The organism is Kineosporia mesophila, from assembly GCF_021129235.1.
GTDB classification, from domain to species: Bacteria; Actinomycetota; Actinomycetes; order Actinomycetales; family Kineosporiaceae; genus Kineosporia; species Kineosporia mesophila.
The window spans coordinates 93,714-113,928 of the sequence record NZ_JAJOMA010000023.1 but is presented as its reverse complement, the minus strand read 5'-3'; the positions used below and the strand labels follow the sequence as shown (position 1 = coordinate 113,928).

General features: G+C 63.9%; 23 protein-coding genes. 9 read left to right on the top strand and 14 right to left on the bottom strand.

All coding sequences use genetic code 11. From position 1 onward, the window contains the following. Positions 1-423 (top strand): transposase (locus tag LR393_RS27080; protein WP_407937362.1); only part of this gene is annotated, 423 nt, incomplete at its 5' end. 243 nt (positions 424-666) lie between these two features. On the opposite strand, the gene LR393_RS27075 is transcribed toward LR393_RS27080, so the two are convergent. Next, positions 667-1,689 carry a hypothetical protein gene (locus LR393_RS27075; RefSeq protein ID WP_231487703.1) on the bottom strand — a complete coding sequence of 341 codons (1,023 nt, stop codon included), beginning with the start codon at positions 1,687-1,689 and terminating at the stop codon, positions 667-669. 455 nt (positions 1,690-2,144) lie between these two features. Here LR393_RS27075 and LR393_RS27070 point away from each other — a divergent pair, with 455 nt between their 5' ends. Next, positions 2,145-2,729: a hypothetical protein gene (locus tag LR393_RS27070; RefSeq protein WP_231487702.1), complete on the top strand. Its 585-nt coding sequence runs from the start codon at positions 2,145-2,147 to the stop codon at positions 2,727-2,729. A 265-nt stretch (positions 2,730-2,994) separates the two neighbouring features. Here LR393_RS27070 and LR393_RS27065 read toward each other — a convergent pair whose 3' ends face one another. Both LR393_RS27065 and LR393_RS27060 read right to left on the bottom strand, forming a co-directional pair. Then, on the bottom strand, positions 2,995-3,624 hold the full coding sequence (locus LR393_RS27065) for a hypothetical protein (RefSeq protein WP_231487700.1): 630 nt from the start codon (positions 3,622-3,624) through the stop codon (positions 2,995-2,997). A gap of 454 nt (positions 3,625-4,078) precedes the next feature. Further along, positions 4,079-5,562, bottom strand: a protein-coding gene (locus LR393_RS27060; protein WP_407937363.1) for a DDE-type integrase/transposase/recombinase whose coding sequence is annotated in 2 segments (ribosomal slippage) — positions 4,079-5,169 and positions 5,169-5,562 — 1,485 coding nt in all. Because the reading frame shifts where the segments join, the coding sequence is not laid out codon by codon here. Positions 5,563-5,639: 77 nt separating this feature from the next. On the opposite strand from LR393_RS27060, the gene LR393_RS27055 reads away from it, so the two are divergent. Then, entirely contained in the window at positions 5,640-5,813 is a 174-nt protein-coding gene (locus LR393_RS27055; protein ID WP_231487698.1) for a hypothetical protein, read from the top strand. A gap of 215 nt (positions 5,814-6,028) precedes the next feature. Here the strand turns inward: LR393_RS27055 and LR393_RS27050 are convergent, their stop codons facing one another. From LR393_RS27050 to LR393_RS27040, 4 genes are all read right to left on the bottom strand, one after another. Then, positions 6,029-6,580: a transposase gene (locus LR393_RS27050; protein ID WP_231487696.1), complete on the bottom strand. Its 552-nt coding sequence runs from the start codon at positions 6,578-6,580 to the stop codon at positions 6,029-6,031. Next, positions 6,544-7,203: a transposase gene (locus LR393_RS27045; protein ID WP_231487693.1), complete on the bottom strand. Its 660-nt coding sequence runs from the start codon at positions 7,201-7,203 to the stop codon at positions 6,544-6,546. The genes LR393_RS27050 and LR393_RS27045 overlap by 37 nt, the downstream gene beginning before the upstream one ends. A 151-nt stretch (positions 7,204-7,354) precedes the next feature. Beyond that, complete coding sequence (locus LR393_RS37240) at positions 7,355-7,618, bottom strand: transposase family protein (RefSeq protein ID WP_345718728.1); 264 nt, start codon at positions 7,616-7,618, stop codon at positions 7,355-7,357. Between the two features lie 951 nt (positions 7,619-8,569). After that, a complete protein-coding gene (locus LR393_RS27040; protein ID WP_231487688.1) occupies positions 8,570-9,067 on the bottom strand; it encodes an RHS repeat-associated core domain-containing protein in 498 nt (165 codons plus the stop codon). 295 nt (positions 9,068-9,362) lie between these two features. Here LR393_RS27040 and LR393_RS27035 point away from each other — a divergent pair, with 295 nt between their 5' ends. Continuing rightward, positions 9,363-10,478: an ISAs1 family transposase gene (locus tag LR393_RS27035; protein ID WP_269327955.1), complete on the top strand. Its 1,116-nt coding sequence runs from the start codon at positions 9,363-9,365 to the stop codon at positions 10,476-10,478. Between the two features lie 48 nt (positions 10,479-10,526). On the opposite strand, the gene LR393_RS27030 is transcribed toward LR393_RS27035, so the two are convergent. The 6 genes from LR393_RS27030 to LR393_RS27005 form a co-directional block, all read right to left on the bottom strand. Continuing rightward, the gene (locus LR393_RS27030) at positions 10,527-10,700 is read right to left on the bottom strand and encodes a Rossmann-fold NAD(P)-binding domain-containing protein (protein WP_231487684.1); all 174 of its coding nucleotides are present in this window, start codon (positions 10,698-10,700) and stop codon (positions 10,527-10,529) included. 83 nt (positions 10,701-10,783) lie between these two features. Continuing rightward, complete coding sequence (locus tag LR393_RS27025) at positions 10,784-11,662, bottom strand: TIGR03621 family F420-dependent LLM class oxidoreductase (RefSeq protein ID WP_231487682.1); 879 nt, start codon at positions 11,660-11,662, stop codon at positions 10,784-10,786. A 1-nt stretch (position 11,663) separates the two neighbouring features. Continuing rightward, a complete protein-coding gene (locus tag LR393_RS27020) occupies positions 11,664-12,365 on the bottom strand; it encodes a TfuA-like protein (RefSeq protein WP_231487680.1) in 702 nt (233 codons plus the stop codon). After that, a complete protein-coding gene (locus LR393_RS27015) occupies positions 12,362-13,579 on the bottom strand; it encodes a YcaO-like family protein (RefSeq protein ID WP_231487678.1) in 1,218 nt (405 codons plus the stop codon). The genes LR393_RS27020 and LR393_RS27015 overlap by 4 nt, the downstream gene beginning before the upstream one ends. Further along, positions 13,576-14,361: a hypothetical protein gene (locus LR393_RS27010; protein WP_231487674.1), complete on the bottom strand. Its 786-nt coding sequence runs from the start codon at positions 14,359-14,361 to the stop codon at positions 13,576-13,578. The genes LR393_RS27015 and LR393_RS27010 overlap by 4 nt, the downstream gene beginning before the upstream one ends. 11 nt (positions 14,362-14,372) lie before the next feature. Then, positions 14,373-15,242: a cupin domain-containing protein gene (locus LR393_RS27005; protein ID WP_231487672.1), complete on the bottom strand. Its 870-nt coding sequence runs from the start codon at positions 15,240-15,242 to the stop codon at positions 14,373-14,375. Between the two features lie 600 nt (positions 15,243-15,842). Here LR393_RS27005 and LR393_RS27000 point away from each other — a divergent pair. Genes LR393_RS27000 through LR393_RS26980 form a run of 5 tightly spaced genes read left to right on the top strand, consistent with a single transcriptional unit; the run spans position 15,843 to position 19,644 of the window. Beyond that, positions 15,843-16,532 (top strand): cupin domain-containing protein, encoded by a 690-nt coding sequence (locus tag LR393_RS27000; RefSeq protein ID WP_231487670.1) that lies wholly within the window; start codon positions 15,843-15,845, stop codon positions 16,530-16,532. Continuing rightward, positions 16,529-17,239, top strand: a complete 711-nt coding sequence (locus tag LR393_RS26995; protein ID WP_231487668.1) for a thiamine pyrophosphate-dependent enzyme — start codon at positions 16,529-16,531, stop codon at positions 17,237-17,239. Before LR393_RS27000 ends, LR393_RS26995 begins: the two co-directional genes overlap by 4 nt. A gap of 32 nt (positions 17,240-17,271) precedes the next feature. Next, positions 17,272-18,174: a transketolase family protein gene (locus LR393_RS26990; RefSeq protein ID WP_231487662.1), complete on the top strand. Its 903-nt coding sequence runs from the start codon at positions 17,272-17,274 to the stop codon at positions 18,172-18,174. A 9-nt stretch (positions 18,175-18,183) separates the two neighbouring features. Further along, positions 18,184-19,332, top strand: a complete 1,149-nt coding sequence (gene moeB, locus LR393_RS26985) for a molybdopterin-synthase adenylyltransferase MoeB (RefSeq protein ID WP_231487657.1) — start codon at positions 18,184-18,186, stop codon at positions 19,330-19,332. A 15-nt stretch (positions 19,333-19,347) separates the two neighbouring features. Further along, positions 19,348-19,644: a MoaD/ThiS family protein gene (locus tag LR393_RS26980; RefSeq protein ID WP_231487656.1), complete on the top strand. Its 297-nt coding sequence runs from the start codon at positions 19,348-19,350 to the stop codon at positions 19,642-19,644. A gap of 28 nt (positions 19,645-19,672) precedes the next feature. On the opposite strand, the gene LR393_RS26975 is transcribed toward LR393_RS26980, so the two are convergent. Then, a complete protein-coding gene (locus tag LR393_RS26975; protein WP_231487655.1) occupies positions 19,673-20,200 on the bottom strand; it encodes a GNAT family N-acetyltransferase in 528 nt (175 codons plus the stop codon). Positions 20,201-20,215: the final 15 nt, after the last annotated feature.

Genomic DNA, 20,215 nt, shown 5'->3' with positions numbered 1-20,215 from the left:
CCGGCGGGCCTGCAGGACTATCAAAGTTGTTGTCGCGCCGGCCTGGATCACCTTCACCCAAGCGGCGCAGGTCCGCCGGACCGTGACCGGCCCCACCCGAAAAAGCCCGGCAAGAACAAGAAAAACATTGAAACCGTCTACGTGATCACGTCGGCTGACCACCACGCCGCACCCCCGCATGTCCTCGCCGGATGGCTCCAAAACCATTGGCGCAGCGAAAATCAAGCCCACTGGGTACGTGGTGTCGATTTCGACGAGGCCCGATCCCGCGTCCGTACCGGGGGCGGTCCTCAGACCATGGCCAGTCTCCGCAACACCGCCATCAGCCTCCTCGGGCTGACCGGCACCACCAACATTGCCGCTGGCCTACGCCACCACGCCAACGACCGGCAACGCCCACTCAACCTGGTCCTGACCTCATGAAACCGGACCTTGCCTCACCCCTGACCCGTAGACGGAGCCTGCACCATGGGCGTAGTTGCTCGCTTGGCCGTCAGACCGTCCTGATCGAGGCGGGCAAGGCGACGGGTAATAACGGCGCCCGTCGGCTCGCTTAAGCCGCGCACGAGAGCCTGGACCTGACCGGTCAGCGAACTTGAGCGCGCCGACCGCATTCTTGAGGCGTTGTGGTTAATGGTTGGTCAGGACTGAGCAGGCATACTCCTGTTATCTCAGCGCAAATGACTCCTCTGCCGTGTCCTCCGTGTAAGTCGCATTGGCCTTGATGTACGCATAGACGACATTCGAGAATATACCACTGGTGTCGTAGGTAAATTGGAACCCAGATGCCATGGTGACGGTAATGGTGGCTGTGTAGGGCACATCTGCTACCCCGTATTGGCAGGTTGCAGTGGCAGTAACCGTCTGGTCGTCAGTAAAAGATCCCGACAGGCCGTAATTCATGACGTATTGCTGATTTGTAGACTGTGAGTAAGTCTGGGTGTCAGTCAGCTGCCAGCTAAAGTTCGTGGTCACTTCAGCTATACCAAATATTCCTGCGGTGACCGAAAGGCCGACGCCGTACTGCTGACTGGTTGCCTCGCTCCAGTCCTGTGTCTCAGTGCGGGTAACCGATCCCGAGAAGTCAAAATTTAAGCCTGGTGAATTTTCCTGGTCGTACGTGGCCTGAGCAACGGCGACCGGAGTAATGGGAGCGCTAGGTGTTGTCGGGTAAACAACATCTTGCATGGTGACTGAGATGACATCATCCAGAAATACAAGTGACAGCATGTTGATCGTGTTGGTGCTTTGCCGTCCGGCGACCCCGACGAGGATCCCGGAGTTGACAGGTGCAGAGTAGGCCGTCTGGCCGTTGGTGTTCTTTCCCCAGTCAAGGGTCTGACCCAAATTGGTCTTGAGCTGAATGCGGCCTGTGTATTTTCCGTCACCGTTCCCCCAGAGGGTCAGTGCCGTCACTCTTTCGTTGGGAGCGAAAGTTATTTCCGTATAGTCTTCTTTCACTCCACCGGCCATCGTTTCTGAGCCGTCACTAAAGATAACTTTCATGCCATACAAATAGGTACCCTTGCCACCTCCGTTGTCGGCCCAGAAACCAATGGTTGTTACGACCCGACCGTCCGTCCCGCCACAGGCCAAGAAAGGATTACCATCTTGCCCTCCTACGAAAAACCCCGGTGAGTACGGCCCATCCGGGTACGGAGGAAACGTCGGTGCTGAGGCGTAGGACATATAATTCTCGATTCAGCGCGAAAGGCTATCGGATAGTTGCTGTAGCGGTTTCACGTTAATGGATAGGCATGCCGATCTACCATCGACACGCCCTCGACGGCGCTTCTGAAAAGATGCGAAAATTGTGGAACTCTGCCCGACCCAAACCTTTCGTGAAGACACGATCGTTCCTTACTGGTCAATGGGTCGTATGCCCGTGCTTCGCACTTACTGGATGGAGTGCGCATTTTAGACATGATAAGGCGATGAACATGACGCATTGCCGGTTATTGCATAATGAGAGCTAGCTCAGCACCCTCAGTGGACGCGTGCGCCAGCCACCTATAGGAGCTCATGGGGGCCGAGGCAGCCACGTCCCTATTTGAAGTGCGCGTTCCGAACATGCCGGTTAGTACTGAATGGCCGAGCCGCTGACATTACCCAAGCGCGCGTCCGCTCGCCTGTACGCTAGGTGTATGTCGAATTGGAAGTATTTCATTCAGTCCTGGGACGCCATGTCAATCGAGTTGGGAAGACTCTTGATATGTGCCTCACGAGCCGAAGCGGAATCCGTGTCATTGATCGGTCAGGTGTGCATTGTGTGCTTGCCGGTGAGCGAGGAAATCCCCGCAGTCTCCTCTTCCTTCAAGAGCTCATTTGTCTCGGACCTTTTGGGTAAGGACATCTTCTCCCATCTCGGAAAACTTCAATTTGACAATTCCAGTCAGCGGCTTGACTGTATTCAAAAAATTCTTCCGCTTGCGCCTTCGGAGGCAATTAGCGAGGAACGCAAGAGTGAGATCGTTGATCTTTATACAAAATTTTTGAATTTACAGGGAGAAAGAAACCGGCTCATACATGACCCGTGGGAAGATATTGAGACCGTCCATCGCCGAGGAGGAGAATTCAAACAACTCCGAGATTGGAATTTAGAGGTGAACGTCACCCCAGATTTTGTGCACGATTTGGCTCTTTCATATTACACCGCGACTTTGCCAATTTTCCCTATACTCAATGATCTAATGATTCGCTCTGTGCGTCGTACAATAAAACAAAACTAATGATTTAGAAGTGGGCGGTCGAGTACTAAGCGCCTTTCGCGGCCGACGCCAGCACAGAGAGGTTGCGAACAGGTCCAGAGGGCTGAGCATGTCACCGACGACACGACAACGCTAGGGGTATTGCCACCAAACCGCCCCACCGTGAAGCATAGGCTGGCACAGCACGCGCACCTCAAGATTCAAGTAACCCATCTACTACCGCCCATGCCAGAGGACCTATTGCCGGTGACCAGGTAGAGCCGCGCGTCGCATCTACCCTCTCACCTCATTGCGTCCGGGTCACAGATACTTCCTTGAGGATCAGGGTCCCGGCGGGAAGAGTGACAAGGCCAGGATAGTGTCGCTCTACCGCGGTTGAATTGTAGTTGGAAAATGCACCCTGTGCTTGTTTGTCAATGGCGACAATTTGCAGGGTGAACTTGCTGGCGAAGGGGTCATCTTTGCCTATGTAAACAACTGGGCAGTCGAGGCGTCCATTTTTACGAACAGTGCACAGCTTATCTGATGGGTTATATTTCTTGGACCCAGGGTCGTACACGCTGATGGTGGGCTCAAAACCCTCTGGGATGTTCTTGATGTATGCCTCCAGTCCAGCATATTTATTGCCTTTGATGTTCTCTCCGGCTGTAGGGGTGAGCACGCGTGCTTCGACGGGGCCCCTGTTCAGGGCCTGGTAGATCTGCCGGGCCGACAGGATGGCGATGAGAAGCGACATGAAGGCCACCAGGACCCACATCCGCCGTCCCAGCCGGGTGGATGACGGGCCGCCGGTTGGGGCTGCTGCTGTGAGCCGTCGCTGACGTTCAAGAGCTGGGGGCAGCACCGTGGCCAGGACAGCCCCCACTGCGCTGATAGCCGCCACGAGGACATCGCTGGTGGAGACGGGTCCGAACATGATCTACCTCCGCATGTCGGGAGGTGCCGCCTCACCCGCCCGACTTGTTAACGATTCACCCTCATACCAACCCTCCCAGCTCTCCCAGTTGGCTGGACGGGATAGGGCGCGGACGTGCACCGCGGGTACCGCCGCTCTGGTGGGCGGTGCCTGTGACTGCGGTGTGCAGTTCGCCGCGCAGCTGCAGCCGGGCCATCACGACTTCGTTCTCTTCTCGGATGTTGCGGTGCTGGTGCTGGTTCTCCTCACGGCGGGCTGCGATTGCGGGCGGGGTGCCTGGCTCTGGGTGTTGTGTCGTAGGTGCCCAGTACGGTGCCGCGCATGAGCGGGGACGTTGGCGGTGGGCGGGACAGGGCGTGGCAGCGGGTCTTAGTGCCTGATCTTGAGGGTGCGCCGTTGGTGACGTTAGGTGTGCTGAAGGCGGTGAGCGTCAAGGAGTTGAGGCCAGCTGGTGTTAGGCGGCTGGGGTTTGGGCCGGCTGTTCGGGTTGGTTGATCCAGACTTGGTCGGGCAGGCGGAGGGTTTTGGGCAGGGTCTGGGTGGTGGTGAAGCGTTCGGGGTGCTCGATTCGGGCTGCTTCCAGGACCTGACGGCGTCGTTCGGTGACGGCGTGGTGGCGGCCGTGGTGAACGTCGGCCGGGGTGTGCAGGCCGATGCCGCGGTGGTGGTGGCAGTGGTTGTACCAGTTCACGAAATCGGTCATGAACTGTTGCGCGGCAGCGAGATTGGGGAATTGCTCCGGGAAGAGAGGCGAGTACTTCGCGGTCTTGAACCAGGCCTCGCTGAACGGATTGTCGTTGCTGACCTTCGGGCGTGAATGCGACCGGATGGCGTCCAGGTCGTCCAGGAGCGCAGCAACGTCCTTGGAGGTCATGGAGGTGCCGCGGTCGGCGTGAACGACGTGCGGGATCCAGTGAGCGCCGAAGATCTCCCGCATCATTTCTGCTGCCAGGAAGCCACTCTCGCGGCGGTGAACGTGAACGCCGACGATGTAGCGGGAGTAGATGTCGATCATTACGTAGGCGTCGTAGTAGACGCCCTTGATTGGCCCTTTCAGCTTCGTGATATCCCACGTGTAGACCTGTCCGGGCTCGGTCGCGACCAGCTCAGGCCGCGCCCGCGGCTTGTGACGGGCCTGTCGGCGGCGTTCGCGGACCTGGTCATCGCAGCGCAGGACGCGGTAGAACGTGGAGACCGAGCCAAGGTAGCGGCCTTGTTCCAGGAGCACCGCGAACGCCGCGGCCGGGGCCAGATCGACCAGATCATCGCTGGTCAGGGCCACCCGGATGGCCTGACGCTCAGCCTCGCTCAGGGCGTTGACCGGCGACGGCTGCGCCGGTGCGGGAGTGGGCCGGGCCCGATCGCGGGCCTCGGCTGCGCGGGGCAGCCCGGTCAGTGCGGACGCGGCCCGGGTGCTGGTTCCGGTCGTGGTCAGCTGTCGGTAGGCGTTCATCAGAATCCGCCGCGCCTGCTCGGGCGCCGGAACGCGTCCGGAACCGGTGGCTGCTCGGCTTCGCTCTCGGAGATGGCTTCCAAGAGCTTGTGCGCTTTTCCCATGATCTCCAGCGCTGCCTCGGTCGTGGCGAGCTTGCGGTCTTTCACCGCCAGTTCGCGCTTGAGGCGGGCAATCTCGGCCTGTTCCGGCGTGGGTCGTCCGACTGATTCGCCGGCGTCCTTGCCTTGCAGCAGGCCTCCGTCACGGGCCTTGCGCCACTCGGTGATCAGCGATGAGTACAGGCCCTCGCGCCGCAGGAACGCGCCACCTTCACCGACCGCAGCGGCTTGTTCGTATCCGGCCAGCAACTCCAGCTTCTGGGCCGGGGTGAACGACCGGCGCGGCCTCGGGCCCTGGCCACCCTCGCGGGGCTTCCTGCGACTCATGGAACCATCCTGGGCCACCGGCCCAGCCACGGTCATACTCACGGATTCGTCGTCCAGTTCTCGCCCTGTCAAAGGGAGGGGTTGCTCTGAGCTGCTGGCCTCAACTCATCCTGACCGACAGGGAGGAGATGCTGATGATGCTGGATGCCTGGGAGGTCGATCCGGACGGTTCGATCGAGTTGCCGCCGGTTCTGGCCGGTGGTGCCGGTATCGAGGTAGCGCACCGCCTGCAGGATGTTCTGGGCCCGACACAGCACCAGACCTCGAGCACGTACGGGCGGCCAATGGCATCGGCGGGTGAGCTCTAGACGAACTTGACACTCACGGCTTCACGCGTGAAGACGGCAGGCGCTGGATTGGCTATCGCCGAGGACCGGTCCGCTCCGTGTACACCCGGCAGCAGCACAGGGCCGTCCAGACGCACTGGATCGTGAGCTGCGCGTTGCTTGCCCAGTCACCGATATCTCCTCCACTGAGCGTGTCAGATAGTCGGCTCTGGCGCACAAACGGTGGTCGACTGGGATCAGTTGAGTAGGATCCGTCGTCGCAGCAGGGGAAAGCCTGCGCGTCCGTACATTTGGCGTTTGAGGATTTTGACCTTGGTATTGGCGCCTTCCATGGGGCCGTTGCTGTAGGGCAAGGTCAGTCCGGCAGTGACAGCTTTCAGGTCCAGGCGCAGACCGTTGACGAAGCTGCGGACCGCGGGAAACCCACTGGTGTGCGCTGATTCCATCCATGCTGGTAGGTCCTTGGCGTCTCGTGTGGTGATCATGCGGGCGAAGCCATGGACGAGGTCGGTGAGCCGGAGCAGGTCGGGGCAGAGGTTCTGCAGGTCGTTCAGGCCGGCCTGATCCTCGATGGCGAGGTTTTCGGGGCGGGTCATGATCCAGCCCTTGACCTTTTTTGGCGCTGGTAGTTGCTGATCGAGGTTCAGTCGGCCGTCGTGGATGTAACGGTTCAGGAGATGGGCGCTGCCGAGGTAGCCGCGGTCGCGGATCTCGGCCAGCAGGTGCTTGACAGGGAACTGGGGGTCCTCGATTAGTCTGCGGCGCAGGTAGTCCCGGTGTGGATCCACCGGGTCGCCCGGAAACGTGGTGGCAGCTGAAGCTGGGCGGCGGTCTCGGCGCGAGCGTAGCGTTTGACCGTGTTCAGGGCCCAGCCCAGGCGACGGGAGCATTCCAGCAGTCCGTGCCCCTTGGCCAGGAGATCATGAACGGCCTTGTGCCGGTCAGCTGTTCGCTGGTCGAGAGACCGGTTCGTGCGGGCCGCTGCAGCCGCGGGCGGAACCGGCTTCATAGCGGCGCCGGGCGGTGGTCTCCAGCAGCCGGCGTGAGCGATGACGGTCTTTTCCACGGCGCCGCCGAGGCCGTGCCACAGGTGCCATCGGTCGCTGACCTGGACAGCCTGGGGTGCGCCGTCCCGGATGGCCTCTGCATAGGCGGATGATCCGTCACGGCAGACAATCTCAGCCCCGGGGTGAGTTTTCAGCCAAGCTGCCAGTGTCCCCGAGAGCCGATCAGGAAGGACATCCAGGCGCTGGTGGGTCACCGCGTCCAGGATCATCGTCGCGTAACGCTGGCCCCGGCGGATCGCGACGTCGTCGACGCTGAGAACTTTCGGGATCGGATCCCGGTCCAGATCCAAGGGCAAGCGCTGGCGCATGACCGTGCGCAGGATCGTGTCTCGCGAGACCCTCACACCCGATGCCTGCAGGAGCCGGACCCCAGCGCGGCCAGCGACCTCGATACCGATCGTGACAATCAGCGCGCTCAGCCGATCTGTGCGACGCGCCCCGCGCCTGGTCAGGCCCAGGACCTGCTCCCGGAACCTCTTCCTGTGACAGCCGTTCTCACCACAACACAAACCGCCGCACGTGGAGGACCAGGACGACTTGCCGGCCGCCCATCGCGACGTCCGCCAGCGTCCGGGCGCACCAGGCGTGGACGCGGCCCGACACACTCCCGCACCCCGGACAGGCCGCTTCCTCGACGATCGAACGGCATTCCAAACGCACGAGCGCAGCCTGATCGACGACACTCTCCACGGCGACCGAAGGAACACCAGGAAACAGCAGGCCAGCAAGATCATCAAGACACGAACGCCAAAATCGCATAGAACGCAATTCAGCCCCGATACGAACCTGGCCCACCGTTTGTGCTCCAGAGCCCCAAATGGGACACGCTCTAAGGCAACCAAATTCTCTTCCACCACGGTTTTGGATGATGATCAGTGACTCGAACTCTATAGAGAGGGCTACTGCGCCAAAGTCTACCTTCGAGCGCGCTTTCACACTGGACGTCCATCCAGGAGTCTTCGGGAATATTGACGTCTTCAGAGATGGAGCTAAGAATTTCTTCCTTGCATCTAAAGACAAAGTCGAATCGATGCGAGCCTGGAGAGAGAGATATTTTCACGGGTTGGTTTTGCGAACCAAACATCACGGCAAGCATTTTCTCTCCCTCCGACAATTCGAGACGCAGATAGTCGAGCCTTCCATCCCTGCGGTGGCGCGACAGTCCGCTATACACCCGGATTCCGGGAGGGCTCTTCCTGCGAAACACTCATGACCTCCTATCGGCTGCACTGTCGACTACAATGATATCGACATGCGAGTCCTCCCGCATCGGTACGCAATGCCAACCGCTGGCATCTCCGTCCCTGTCGCTGCCAGTGATTACCAAGGCCGCTGGAGTAACGCCCGCAGCGACCCGTATCCGAGAAAGATCGAGGCCTGTTTCAGCACTGCGCCGAACTGCAACCGCTGTTGGTCGCCAGCAGCACTGCACATTACATGTGATTCAGCTACTGCTGGCAGCTAAAAGGGATTGACTGCAGATTAGCCGAAATCTGAGAAGTCAATGGGTTTCGTCGGACTCCGACAACTTCACTCCTTGGATTCTATTGATTCCATCCAATGCTATCGTGAAGAATCCCCACGCAACAAGGGCAATCATGAGGATGCCCAGGAATCGCGGCGACACGTTTGGCCATGTGAAGAGTGCTGCTATCGAGACGAACCACCGCATGAAGTAGGAGTCCGCAATGCGATACTCAGCCAATTTTTTCATCGATACCCATATTTCCTCTCGACTGCATCACGGCCGGTGATCGTGCCCTGCCGTCGCCACTCCTGACCATATTTCATTGATTTTCGGTATGACTTCCAGGAGCTCTTCAAGCCTCCAGCGCCAAAAACCGACGATGCACATCCGAAACTGGCGCCACCCTTGCATGTTTTCTTGCCCCACGAAAGAAGTTCCTTCGGGTGGCGAAGATTTTTGACAATGCCCTTCTTGAATGGGTCGATGACACTGTAGACACCCCAACCCACCTGAGCGCTTGTCTTGACGTTGACGTAATTCGGATGCCGCTTCATGTCATTGTATCGCCGACAGGCGTTTTTGGCCCAAGACCAGCACATTCCTGTGATGTCGAACTTGTTGACGGGATCGTTTGGGTAGACGTAAGCATTTTCGTTGCCTCCGAGAACAGGGTCGATGCTGAGGAAGCGTGCAGTCCTTGGCACGTAGAGCCGCACGCCCATGAGAACAAAGCCGCCCATGGCATCGACCGACCGAAGTTTCCCACCCAGCCATCCATATCTGGTCGGGCTGCTGGGGTTGTCGACACGGGGTGCACCCAGGGTGCCGTCAAAGTCGGCTGATGCGGGCTTGAACTGGGGTTTTGGACGGCGACACGGCCTGCCCGATAGGTGACGGATGAGACCTGGGTGGCTTTGATGGAGGTTCCTACACCTTGATCCGTCCAAGCCGAGGCCTCACCCGTCGATGTCATCCTCTCGTACCGCGGCTGTTGCTGCTGCCACGACCGTTCCGATTCCTGCCCCTCAGACTTTGATGGAGGTGTTCGCGCAGGTCAGCGACCCGAGAGCGTGTCGTGGAGTTCGGCATTCAGTCGCCGGAGTCCTGGCCGCCGGTCTGTCGGCGACGCTGGCCGGGGCCCGCTCGTTCGACGCGATCGCGCAGTGGTCCGCCGAGACCGATCCCGATCTCCTCGGGCAGCTGGGCCTGAACCGGTCGCCGTCGGAGGCCACGTTCCGCCGGGTCATCACCGCCGCTGACGGCGATGAACTGGATGCGCTACTGGGCGCGTTTTTTCACACGCGTATCGCGGCCTCGGGCGGGCGCCGGGTGATCGCGATCGACGGCAAGACCGTCCGTGGCGCTCGAACCCGCACCAGCACTGGCGCGAGGGCCCCGCATCTGGTCTCCGCGCTCGAGCACCAGGCCGGAGCCGTGCTGGGACAGGTCAGCGTCGAGGCACGCAGCAACGAAATCCCCGCGGCCCGAACACTCCTGAGCACACTCGAGAACGCCGGGATGCTGACCGGAGCAGTCGTCACTCTCGATGCGATGCACACCCAGACCGAGACCGCCGCCCAGATCGTCGCGGGCGGCGCCGACTATGTCCTCACCGTGAAGGCAAACCAGAAGAACCTCTTTCAGGCCTGCAAACGACTGCCCTGGAAACACATTCCCACCCAGGAGCAGGTTCAGACCGGTCACGGTCGACGCGCTCACCGGGCCATCAAGGTCACGACCGTCCCAGCCTGGATCGAGTTCTCCGGCGCGACCCAGATCGCCAAGATCCGTCGCACGACCACCCGACCGAACTCGAAAAGGTCTGGCCGGATGGAGAAGACCGTGGAGATCGTCTACGTGATCACCTCTGCCGGTCACCGCGAAGCACCCGCCGATGTTCTGGCCAGCTGGGTCCAGCATCATTGGTGCATCGAGAACCGTCTTCACTGGGTGAGGGACGTGACTTTCGACGAGGACCGCAGCCAGATCCGCACCGGATCAGCGCCCCGAGTCATGGCCACCCTGCGCTCAGCCGCCATCAGCCTGCACCGACTGCATGACCCCGCCATCAACATCGCCGCAGCCCTACGGCACCACGGCCGTCATCCAGGCAAGGCCATCATGCTCCTGACCAGCGAAAAGGGACTTTGACGGAGCCCTGGACTACGAAACGCTCATACTGCCGGATGACGACCTCGCTCAGCTCCCGCCGAGAGCTGCGGCGATCCGCTCGTACCGTTCCCTCGGGTCGAGCGTGAGCCCGGACTTCACGAACTTCACCCAGTCGTCGGCCAGCACCTCCTGCACAGCCGACTCGATCGCGTCCTCAGCCGAACCCAGCAGATCGGCCGAGGAGATCTTCGGCGCTTCCAAGTGCCTGTGCAGGTGGCACGTACGCGAACCAGCTGAGGCTCTGCCCAGGCGCTGTCACCACCACGAGCGGCGGTCTCTCCTCCTCAGCGCAGCAAGGAGATGACTTTCGCAAAAGCCTCCAAGGCAGCCTCCTGAACCGTGACGTAGGTGATGCCGAACCGTTCGCGACGGGCGAGCACCTGGTCGGCCATCTTTTCGGGACTGCCTATCAGGACGGCGGGCAATTCACCGACCTGGCGCGGGGTAAAGCTGCCGCCCAGGAACGCCGCGTATTCCTCCAACGCAGTTTGCCGGTCGTCGACCACCTGAGTGCGGAGCACTATGACGTTGTACTCCGGACGTTCCCGTTGAGCCGCGGACACGGCCGCGTCGACCAGGGCTACCCGTTCATCGAGCCGCTCCGCGGTCTGGTAGATCATTCCGCGCCCCGCCGGATCGAACCGGGTGCCGGCGAACGACACGATGGCCGCGTGGCCGGCGGCCAGGCGCAGCACCCGATCGCCGTTGCCGCCCACCATGAGCGGACCCACCGGATCCGGCTGCCCGGCCGTTACCGCCGTTGTCCGCGCTCGGTCCAGTTCCTGCAAGGTCATCTCGAGGCGGTCGACGCGACGGTCGGCCGATTCGAAGAGCACTCCGGCCTCGTCAAAATCCCGTTTCTTCCAGCCCGCTCCGAGCCCGGTCTCGAGCCGGCCGCCGGTGAAAGCCTGGGTCGAGACCACGTCCCGGGCGAACAGGGCCGGAGGGTAGAAGGCTGTGTTGCTGACGAAGGTGCCGACCTGCACGTGTGTGGTCACCTCGGCCGTCAGCAGACAGGCCGGGAACGGCGAGGGCATGCCCAGGTGATCGGGCACTGTGATCACGTCATAGCCCAGGTCCTCAGCCCGTCGGCACTTGCCGATCCACGCCAGACGGTCCTCGAGCCTGGTCAGGTTGAGCCCGAACCGCAGATCCGCCAGCATCTCAGGACACCTCGGCCAGGCCGGCCGACAGAGCCCGGATCTCGAATTCAGTGGCCTCCACGCCGTCCAGCCGCTTCCGGTCCCACGTGGGCAGCACCTCCGGCTCGAGGTATCCGCTCAGCACCCGAGCGGCGTCGGGCGGCAGGCCGTCCGCGAAGCGAGCGGCCAGGATCTGGGGCAGACGATTGCGGTAGTGCAGGGCCGCCGCAATGGCCAGCGCCTTCCCCGCTTGCGTGATCAGCCCCTGAGCGGAGAGCCGGGACAGCAGCCAGCGCACGTTCACCAGCGGGATCGTCAGTGCCTCGGAGGTGTCCGGCGCCATCAGCAGGGCCACGTCGGAGTCGGCGTCGATCCGTCCCTTGCGGTATTGCTGAACTACCCAGCCGTGGCCGACCATGCCCAGCGGGTAACACTCGACGGCCCGCAGCGCTCCCATCGAGGAGGCACCGGCCAGGTACGCGCCCCAGTTCAGGTAGGCCCGCACCTCGGCCACCGAGACCGCCATGTCCTGTCCGAAGTGGCCGTCCAGGATCAGCACGCGGTCCTGCCAGCCGGTTGCCATGGGTGCGTGCAGCAGGTCGCCTCGTTTGATGGCCGGCCGGAACCGCAGTTCGACGCCCGACCCGGCGGCTGTGGTGGCCAGGCGCTCGCAGTCTGCTCCGGTGAGTGAGCTTCCGGCATAGACAGTCAGAACCGGGGTCACGACGTGATCCAGTCGCTGCCGCCGTGGTCTCGGGCCGCCACCAGCCGGGCCCCAATGCGCAGCTTGTCGACGTGCGCGAACTCGCTGCCGGGGACGATGACCTTGACCACGGTGAACGGCAGGCCGGCCGGCGCGAGTTCGGTGCGCAGTACCAGCCCGAGCCCGTTCTCGGCGAGGATGTCGAGCAGCAGGGCCAGGTCCTTCGCGTTGTCGCCGCTGCTGCGGTCGGGAATCGCGTCGAACGAGCGCTCCGGGCGGCCGGCGCTCCACTCGTGCAGGTAGTCGCGCAGCTCATCGTAGGAGGAATGCCGCCGGTAGGCCTGCTCATCGAGATCTTCGCGGGCCCCCGCAATCACGGCCAGGCGCGATTGGGCGGCCTCGGTCAGTGCCCGCAGCAGAGCGATCTCGGGATTTAGGTGACAACCGGCGCCACCGTTGAACAGCATGCCGTCGCGGGCGTGCGTGTCCTCCGTGGTGACGAAGAACGCAGGCACCGGCAGTCCCCCGGTGTAGGCATGCACCGTCACCCTGATCGAGGCTCGCTCGAAACGCTCGATCAGCTCCCGGGCCGGGCCCGGCACCGTTTCGGGCCGGATCCGGTAACCGAGGCGCAACTTCTCACCGAACGCGGTGCAGTCGTGCTCGATCACCTCGTAGAGGGCCTGCACCGTGGCATCGACCGGGTCATTACCGGCCGCGAGCCCGATGGTGTTCGACTGCATCAGCCCCGCCTCGCCCGGGAACGGGGTGAAGACGGCGAGGGCCGGGACGGCGACTTCGGCGTCACTGCGCAGGCAGCGCATCGGCCACCAGGAGAGCGGCGTCTGCGGGGTCCAGGTGTTCGTGCGGCGCGGGATCAGCCGACGTGGGTCTAGCGTGAGCATCTCGTTGCGCTGGACCGACAGGGGAACCGGGAGAGCGGTCCGGCCGGCTGGCTCGCAGTGGAAACGCTCGATGGCCTCCATCTTCGCGCCGACCCGAGCACCCTGGGCGGTCACGCCCTTGCCGCTGGTCACGGTGTTGAGCCCGGCCGCGGCCCGTGGCCGGACCGACTGGTAGACCGGGATACCGAGGACGTCCAGGCCGGTGACGTCGCTGACCCGGCTGATACCGGTGCGCTCGAGCAGAGCGTCGGCCAGTGCCTCGACCTCGTCCAGGCTCCGGCTGCGCAGAGCAAGCCCGCTGACCACAGATCGGGTGGTGCTCGCCGTCACGACGCCCGAACCAGCGACCGGAGCAGGTCGGCCGCGTCGAGGTCGGCGTAAAATCGGTTCAGCTCGGTCCGGACCCACTCGGCCTTCTCACTGGCCGGCATCAGGTGATGAGTGGCCGAGGGGCCAAGCCCGGCAACGTACGCGAGCGCGGCGTCCTGGAGCGCGGTCACAAGTTCGCGAGCGCTGGGGACGCGACGGGCGAAGGTGAGGAACAGGCAGTCGTCCGAGCCGATCACCTGAACCGCCCCCGGGCCAGCCGGCACCTTCAGGGCCTGGCCGGGGACGAGTTCGGCGGCCCGGCCGGTCGGCGGCAGGCTCCAGCGCAGATTGCCCGAGCAGACCAGCACCACGGTTTCCCCGTGGTCCGAGGGAAGCACCGGGTCGGCGCCGTTGGCCGTGAGCCAGGCCGTGACCTCCACTCCAGACTCCAGCGCCCGCTGCGCGGCCTGCACCACCGGCCGGATCTCGGGGCGCCAGTCGCTCACGGACGGGAACCGCAGGGTGGCTCCGTCCCGGAGAAGTGCCAGCACGTTACTGCGGTGCACGTAACCGGGCACCGCATGGTTCTGCACCGTGCGGGTGGTGAAGACGGTTTCGTGCTGGAGCGGCCCGTCCAGACCCAGCACCTGCACGTACGGCCAGGCCAGCAGGCCACAGTCGATCGCCGCCTGAAGGTCGCCCGCATTCGGAAGATCCAGCCCGGATGGCACCGCCACAGCGGTGGTCTCCGCCTCGGCGAGCTCGGAGAGCCATGAATCTAAGCTACCCGTAACGTTTTTCATAGTATCCCCCTTCACGATGCATCCCTGGTGCGAGCAGCCTGCAGTGCGTGCTGCAGCAGCGTTTCCGCGTCGGTCCGGCCGGAGTCGCCGAGGTCACCCAGCAATGCCTTGACCGAAGCGAGCGAGGAATGTGGGTCCTGCCCCGCAAGCGCTCGCTCCGGGCCGCCCGAGTCCACCCACTGGGCGACATAGGCGCGCACCAGCATGTCGGGTGCCGGCTCGGCCAGAGTGAAAGTTATGTGCAGAGAAGGGCCGTCCACCGCGGTCGCCGCGTGAGCGTAACCGTGCGGTAGGTACAGCACGTCGCCCGGGCCGCGCAGGACGACCTGTTCCTGCGAGGTGTCGACGTCCAGACCGGCTCGGGCCCCGGCCTGTTCGGGCTCGGCGTAGAGGTGCCACTCCTTGACCCCGGCGAGCTGGATGGCGACCACCCGCGAGCCGTCACGATGCGGCCTCATGCCACGCTTCCCAGCGGGCGTGTAGAAAAGGTAGGCCTTCGACTCGGCCGGAAAGATCGCATTCATCTCGTCGTTCATCGCGCGGATGAGCGGGTGCCAGTCCTCGATCTGATTCAGTTTGATCGTGGCTCCCGAATCCAGCTGCCGACGCACTCCGGCCGGGTCCACGAACCCTTTAATCGTGGTCCCGTCGATGGTCCGGGAGGCCAGCACCTCGCTGTCGGGCGGCCGCACCCCGTCGTGCAGAACCGAGAAGTACGGGCGGCGCAGGAGACTGCCGTCGATCCACTCGAAGACATCGTCGACGGAGGGCAGGCCCCCCACGTCGACCGCGTCCTCCAGCAGGACGGCCTTCGAACCGTAGTAGGCCGAATTGAGGACCCCGCCGGCGGCGACGAGTGGGGACAGCACATTGGAGGTCATTACGGCTCCCGATCCGTTGGAAGGAGGAACGGAGCCGGCGGCAGGCGGACGATCACCTGCCGCCGGCGATGTCATCCGGTCGGACGACTCAGGCCACTCAGGCGAAGTCGATGTTCTCGATCACCATGGGCGCGTCGCCGTCGAAGTCACTCACGTCGTCGATCGCAGCCGCCCGGAGTTCAGCTTCCGACGGACTGAGCAGGGACTCGTTCATGATGTCCTCCAATGGTTTACGGATGGGCATCAACACGTTCGCACGGCCCGGAGGAGTCACGCAAGACAAAATGACACCGATCGCCTCCCACCCGACAGAACGGGTACCTGACCTGCAGCAATCAGAAAAACATTGCAAATAGGGCACATTCATGATTGGTTGTTGGGGGTAATCAATGATCGATCCCTGGGGGAGTCTTGGGTTTGCGTGATCTCGGCTTTTGCGTGGACGCCTTCGCTCACGGGTGGCCCACGGCTCCGCTGACCGGCACCGCATCGCCCACCGTCCTGCAGGTTCTCTCACCCGGCGACGTCGATGAACTCATGGCTACGCGAGGCCTGCGGGTGCCGTCCTTCCGAATGGCCCGCGACGGCGCATTGATCCCGGTGTCCCGTTACACAGTCGCCCCGCAGAAGGATGCTCGCAATCCGCGCAACCAGTTGGTCGACGCCGCAGGCGTTCTCAAAGAGATGGCTGACGGCTCCACGCTCATCCTGCAGGGCCTGCAGCTGTTCCATCCCCCGGCCGGGCAGCTGATGCGCGAGCTGGCGGACTCCCTCGGCACCCGGGTGTTCATCAACGCGTTCCTGACCCCGCCCGGGGCCAAAGGTTTCGGGGATCACTCGGATCCGTACGGCGCTTTCCTGGTCCAGCTGGCCGGCAAAAAAATCTGGAAACTCAGATCTTTCGCCGACGAAGAGCCCACGACCGTCACCCTCGGGCCGCGGGACGTGCTGTGGATCCCTCGCGGATGGCGACACGATGGCCAAGCCGCCCCTGACCGGGCGAGCATTCACTTGACCCTGGCCGTTCGTCCTCTGGAAGCCATCGACATCCTCAACGACATTGCCGGGACGGTCGGCCGGTTACTGGCCGACGAGATGCTTCCGCCGCTGGCCGGAGCCGACCCGGACGACCTTCGGCACCAGGTCGAGACACTGGTCACGAAACTGGCGAAGGCCGTGGGCGAGACGGATGTGGATGCGCTCGTCGCGCACGCCCGGGCCCAGTCCGCCACCGCCCTCCCCGCCCAGGTCACCACCGCACTAGGCGACGACTTCGGAGGACCGTCATGACTACCGCGACCGACCCGGCGACCGGGTTCCCCGCTCTGAAAGCCCTGATGGCACGCATGATCGGCGATGAGAAGCACACGGGCGCCGCCACTTCCACCCTGGAGACGCTGTGGGTTCTCTATGAAAAAGTGCTTCGGGTCGACCCGAGCTGGGTAGAAGAACGGGACCGCTTCTTCCTGTCCAAGGGTCACGGCCCGATGGCCTACTACGCGGTGCTCGCGGCCAAGGGTTTCTTCCCGGCCGACGAACTGGACCGCTTCGGCCGCTTCCGCTCACCCCTGGGACTGCATCCGGACCGTCTGCTCGTGCCTGGTGTGGAGATCTCCAGCGGCTCCCTCGGCCACGGTCTGCCCCTCGCGGTCGGTACGGCGCTGGGCCTGCGCATCCGTGGCCTCAGCGGCCCGGGCGACCCATCGGTGTGGGTCCTCCTCGGCGACGCCGAGCTCGACGAGGGCTCCAACCACGAGGCGATCGCCTTCGCCGGCCGCGCCGGGTTCGGGCAGCTGAACGTCGTGGTCATCGACAACGCCTCCGCCAGTCACGGCTGGCCGGGCGGCATCGAGAAACGATTCGCGGTGGAGGGCTGGGCCACTGCCCGGGCTGACGGCCGCGACCTCGCCGCCCTCGGTGCCGCTTTCACCGAAGATCATCCGGACCGGCCGCGGGTCGTGGTGGCCGAGGTCGAGCAACAGCTGCCCACCCACTGATCCAGCCCACCGATCGGAGGAGGAGAAAGCAGATGCCGGGCCTCATGCGAAAGCGCTTCGTCGACGTCACCGCCGAGCTGATCGATGCTCACCCGCGCCTGGCGGTTCTCACCGCCGATCTCACCGCCAAGGCCTTCGACGGCGTTCGCGCCCGTCACCCCGACCGGGTGGTCAATGTCGGGATCCGCGAGCAGCTCCTGATCAGCATGGCCGGCGGTCTCGCCCTGGCCGGGGTGCGGCCGATCGCCCACAGTTTCGCCCCGTTCCTGGTGGAGCGGCCCTTCGAGCAGATCAAACTGGACCTCAACCATCAGGGTGTCGGAGCCGTCCTGGTCAGCGCCGGAGGCTCGTACGACATCGCCAACAGCGGCCGCAGCCACCAATCCCCCGGCGACGTCGCGCTCCTGGCCACGCTGCCCGACTGGACCATCCAGGTCCCCGGTCACACCGACGAGGCGGAGGCTCAGCTCCGGGCGGCGGCGGTCACCGACGATCTGGTCTACCTGCGGCTGTCGAACCGCTCGAACACCCGCGCCTACGTCGGCGCTGAGGAGGGCTTCACAACGTTACGGACCGGGAAACGCGGCGTCGTGCTGGTGGTCGGCCCGCTGGCCGACAACGTCCTCGCCGCGACCGACGGCCTCGACGTCACCGTTCTCTACGCCACCCGGATCCGCCCTTTCGACAACCGGACGCTGCGGGCCGCGGCGAGCGGACAGGACGACCTGGCGATCGTGCTGGTCGAGCCCTACCTGGCCGGTACGTCGGTGGCCGAGGTCACGACGGCCTTGCGCGGCCTGCGGCATCGGGTGCTCGGGCTGGGCGTGGGCCGGGAGGAACTCCGGCACTACGGGAGCACTCGTCAGCACGACATCGCCCACGGCCTGGACGCGGCCGGACTGCGCCGCAGCATCGCCAACTTCCTCGAAGAGTAGGGAAACGCCATGGTCAGCACTCTGTCCCCCGATGAGCTCCAGCGGTATTCACGGCACATCTCGATCGATTCGGTCGGTGTCGAGGGGCAGAGCCGCCTCAAGTCCGCCCGGGTCCTCGTCGTCGGGGCCGGCGGCCTGGGATCACCCACCCTCATGTACCTGGCGGCCGCCGGGGTCGGGGTCGTCGGGGTGATCGACGACGACGTCGTCGAACGGTCGAACCTCCAGCGTCAGGTCATCCATGGGGAGTCCACGCTCGGCGTGCCCAAAGTGGACTCGGCCCACCGGCGGATGACCGACATCAACCCGCTAATCGAGGTCCGCCCCGTTACCGAGAGGCTGACCGCCGCCAACTGCTTCGACATCCTGCGGGACTACGACGTCGTGATCGATGGTTCCGATAACTTCCCCACACGCTACCTGGTGAACGACGCCTGTCATTTCCTCGGCATACCGTGCGTCTGGGGATCGGTGTTCCAGTTCACCGGTCAGGCCAGCGTCTTCAACGTGGAAGGCGGCCCGTGCTACCGCTGTCTTTACCCCCAGGCGCCGCCGCCGGAACTGGCACCCAGCTGCGCGGAGGGCGGTGTCTTCGGCGCCCTGTGCGCCTCGGTCGCAGCGGTGCAGGCCACGGAGGCGATCAAGCTGATTCTGAGCCACGGGCGCCCGCTGGTGGGGCGGCTCTGGCTTTATGACGGGACCGAGGTCGAGACCCAGGTCCTGAAGGTGAACAAGGACCCGCTGTGCCCACTGTGCGGCCCAGAAGCCACAATCACCGACCTGACCGATCTCAGTTACGTGTGCGCTTCCCCGGCCGCGGCGCCCCCGCCGGTCGCGACCATCTCCCCCGAGACGCTGGCCGATCGCCTGGAGCGGCGCGGCCGGGCCGAGGACGACTTTCTCTTGGTCGACGTACGCGAGCAGTTCGAGTGGGACATCGTCCGCATCGAAGGGGCCCGGCTCGTCCCGCAGGGGCAAATGGCCGCTCAGGCCGCGGCCTTCCCGCCGGACCGGGACATCATCGTCTACTGCAAGAGCGGTGGGAGGTCGGAGAAGGTGGCCCGCGTCCTGAGTACCGACTTCCCGCGGGTTCTCAATCTGGACGGCGGAGTGCTGGCCTGGGCGGCACGCGTCGATCCCTCACTCCCCGTGTACTGACAGGAGAAGGACTCCATGGATACGACCAGCATCGGCCACGACGTCCCCGTCGGCCTGCCCCTTGTCATGCAGCCTGCGGCCGGAGGAAGCAGCACCGTGCAGGTACGGGCCCGAACGGTCGGCGAGGCCGTGGACGCCCTGATCGCCCAGTACCCGGGACTCGGCTCCCTCCTGCTGACTCCGGAGCACGACGTCCGCCGGTTCGTGAACATCTACGTCGACGCCGAGGACGTCCGCTTCCTGAAAGGTCTCGACACGATCATCGCTGCGGGGCAGCGCATCACGCTCCTCAGCGCGGTCGCCGGCGGCTGAGAAGCCTCGGCCCGGTTCGTCCCCGGATTCAGTCGCCGAGGGTCAGTTCCCAGAGCAGACCGTCCCGCCAGGCACCGTTGACGAAGATGTGGTCGTGCGCGATCCCGTACGGGGAGAATCCGACGGCCTTCAGCACTCTTTGCGAGGGGAGATTCTCCAGTTGCGTGCTCGCCTCGGCCCGGTGCAGTCCCAGGTCACCAGCCATCCGTTCGAGGAGCAGGGTGCTGGCCCGTCGGGCGTGACCCCGGTTCTGGTGCGGGCTTCCGATCCAGTAGCCCAGCGACGCCTTCCGGAACGGCCCGGCAATGATCGTCCCCGCGGTGACCTGGCCGATCACCACACCGTCGGCCACGACGACGCCGGGCCACGAGCGACCCTGCCCGTGCTGGTCGAGGAGACGCTCGATCCGAGCGGATTGCCCTGCAACAGTGTAATATTCATCCGGTTGAGCCGGTTCCCAACGGGCGAATGCCGCTCGATCGCGCGCCAGATGGGCGGCCAAAGCCTCGGCATCCGAGAGGTCGACCAACCGGATATCCGTCTTGTCTTCGCCCATAGCGAGCATCATAAC

What these genes read in the sequence shown, in the direction of transcription:
- LR393_RS26980 (WP_231487656.1), top strand. Translation starts at nt 19,348, where the DNA reads ATGGATACGACCAGCATCGGCCACGACGTCCCCGTCGGCCTGCCCCTT.
- LR393_RS26995 (WP_231487668.1), top strand. Translation starts at nt 16,529, where the DNA reads ATGACTACCGCGACCGACCCGGCGACCGGGTTCCCCGCTCTGAAAGCC.
- LR393_RS27025 (WP_231487682.1), bottom strand. Translation starts at nt 11,662, where the DNA reads ATGCTGGCGGATCTGCGGTTCGGGCTCAACCTGACCAGGCTCGAGGAC.
- LR393_RS27070 (WP_231487702.1), top strand. Translation starts at nt 2,145, where the DNA reads ATGTCGAATTGGAAGTATTTCATTCAGTCCTGGGACGCCATGTCAATC.
- LR393_RS27035 (WP_269327955.1), top strand. Translation starts at nt 9,363, where the DNA reads ATGGAGGTGTTCGCGCAGGTCAGCGACCCGAGAGCGTGTCGTGGAGTT.
- LR393_RS26990 (WP_231487662.1), top strand. Translation starts at nt 17,272, where the DNA reads ATGCCGGGCCTCATGCGAAAGCGCTTCGTCGACGTCACCGCCGAGCTG.
- LR393_RS27055 (WP_231487698.1), top strand. Translation starts at nt 5,640, where the DNA reads ATGATGCTGGATGCCTGGGAGGTCGATCCGGACGGTTCGATCGAGTTG.
- LR393_RS27040 (WP_231487688.1), bottom strand. Translation starts at nt 9,067, where the DNA reads ATGGGCGGCTTTGTTCTCATGGGCGTGCGGCTCTACGTGCCAAGGACT.
- LR393_RS27005 (WP_231487672.1), bottom strand. Translation starts at nt 15,242, where the DNA reads ATGACCTCCAATGTGCTGTCCCCACTCGTCGCCGCCGGCGGGGTCCTC.
- LR393_RS37240 (WP_345718728.1), bottom strand. Translation starts at nt 7,618, where the DNA reads ATGCGATTTTGGCGTTCGTGTCTTGATGATCTTGCTGGCCTGCTGTTT.
- LR393_RS27065 (WP_231487700.1), bottom strand. Translation starts at nt 3,624, where the DNA reads ATGTTCGGACCCGTCTCCACCAGCGATGTCCTCGTGGCGGCTATCAGC.
- LR393_RS27010 (WP_231487674.1), bottom strand. Translation starts at nt 14,361, where the DNA reads ATGAAAAACGTTACGGGTAGCTTAGATTCATGGCTCTCCGAGCTCGCC.
- moeB (WP_231487657.1), top strand. Translation starts at nt 18,184, where the DNA reads ATGGTCAGCACTCTGTCCCCCGATGAGCTCCAGCGGTATTCACGGCAC.
- LR393_RS27075 (WP_231487703.1), bottom strand. Translation starts at nt 1,689, where the DNA reads ATGTCCTACGCCTCAGCACCGACGTTTCCTCCGTACCCGGATGGGCCG.
- LR393_RS26975 (WP_231487655.1), bottom strand. Translation starts at nt 20,200, where the DNA reads ATGGGCGAAGACAAGACGGATATCCGGTTGGTCGACCTCTCGGATGCC.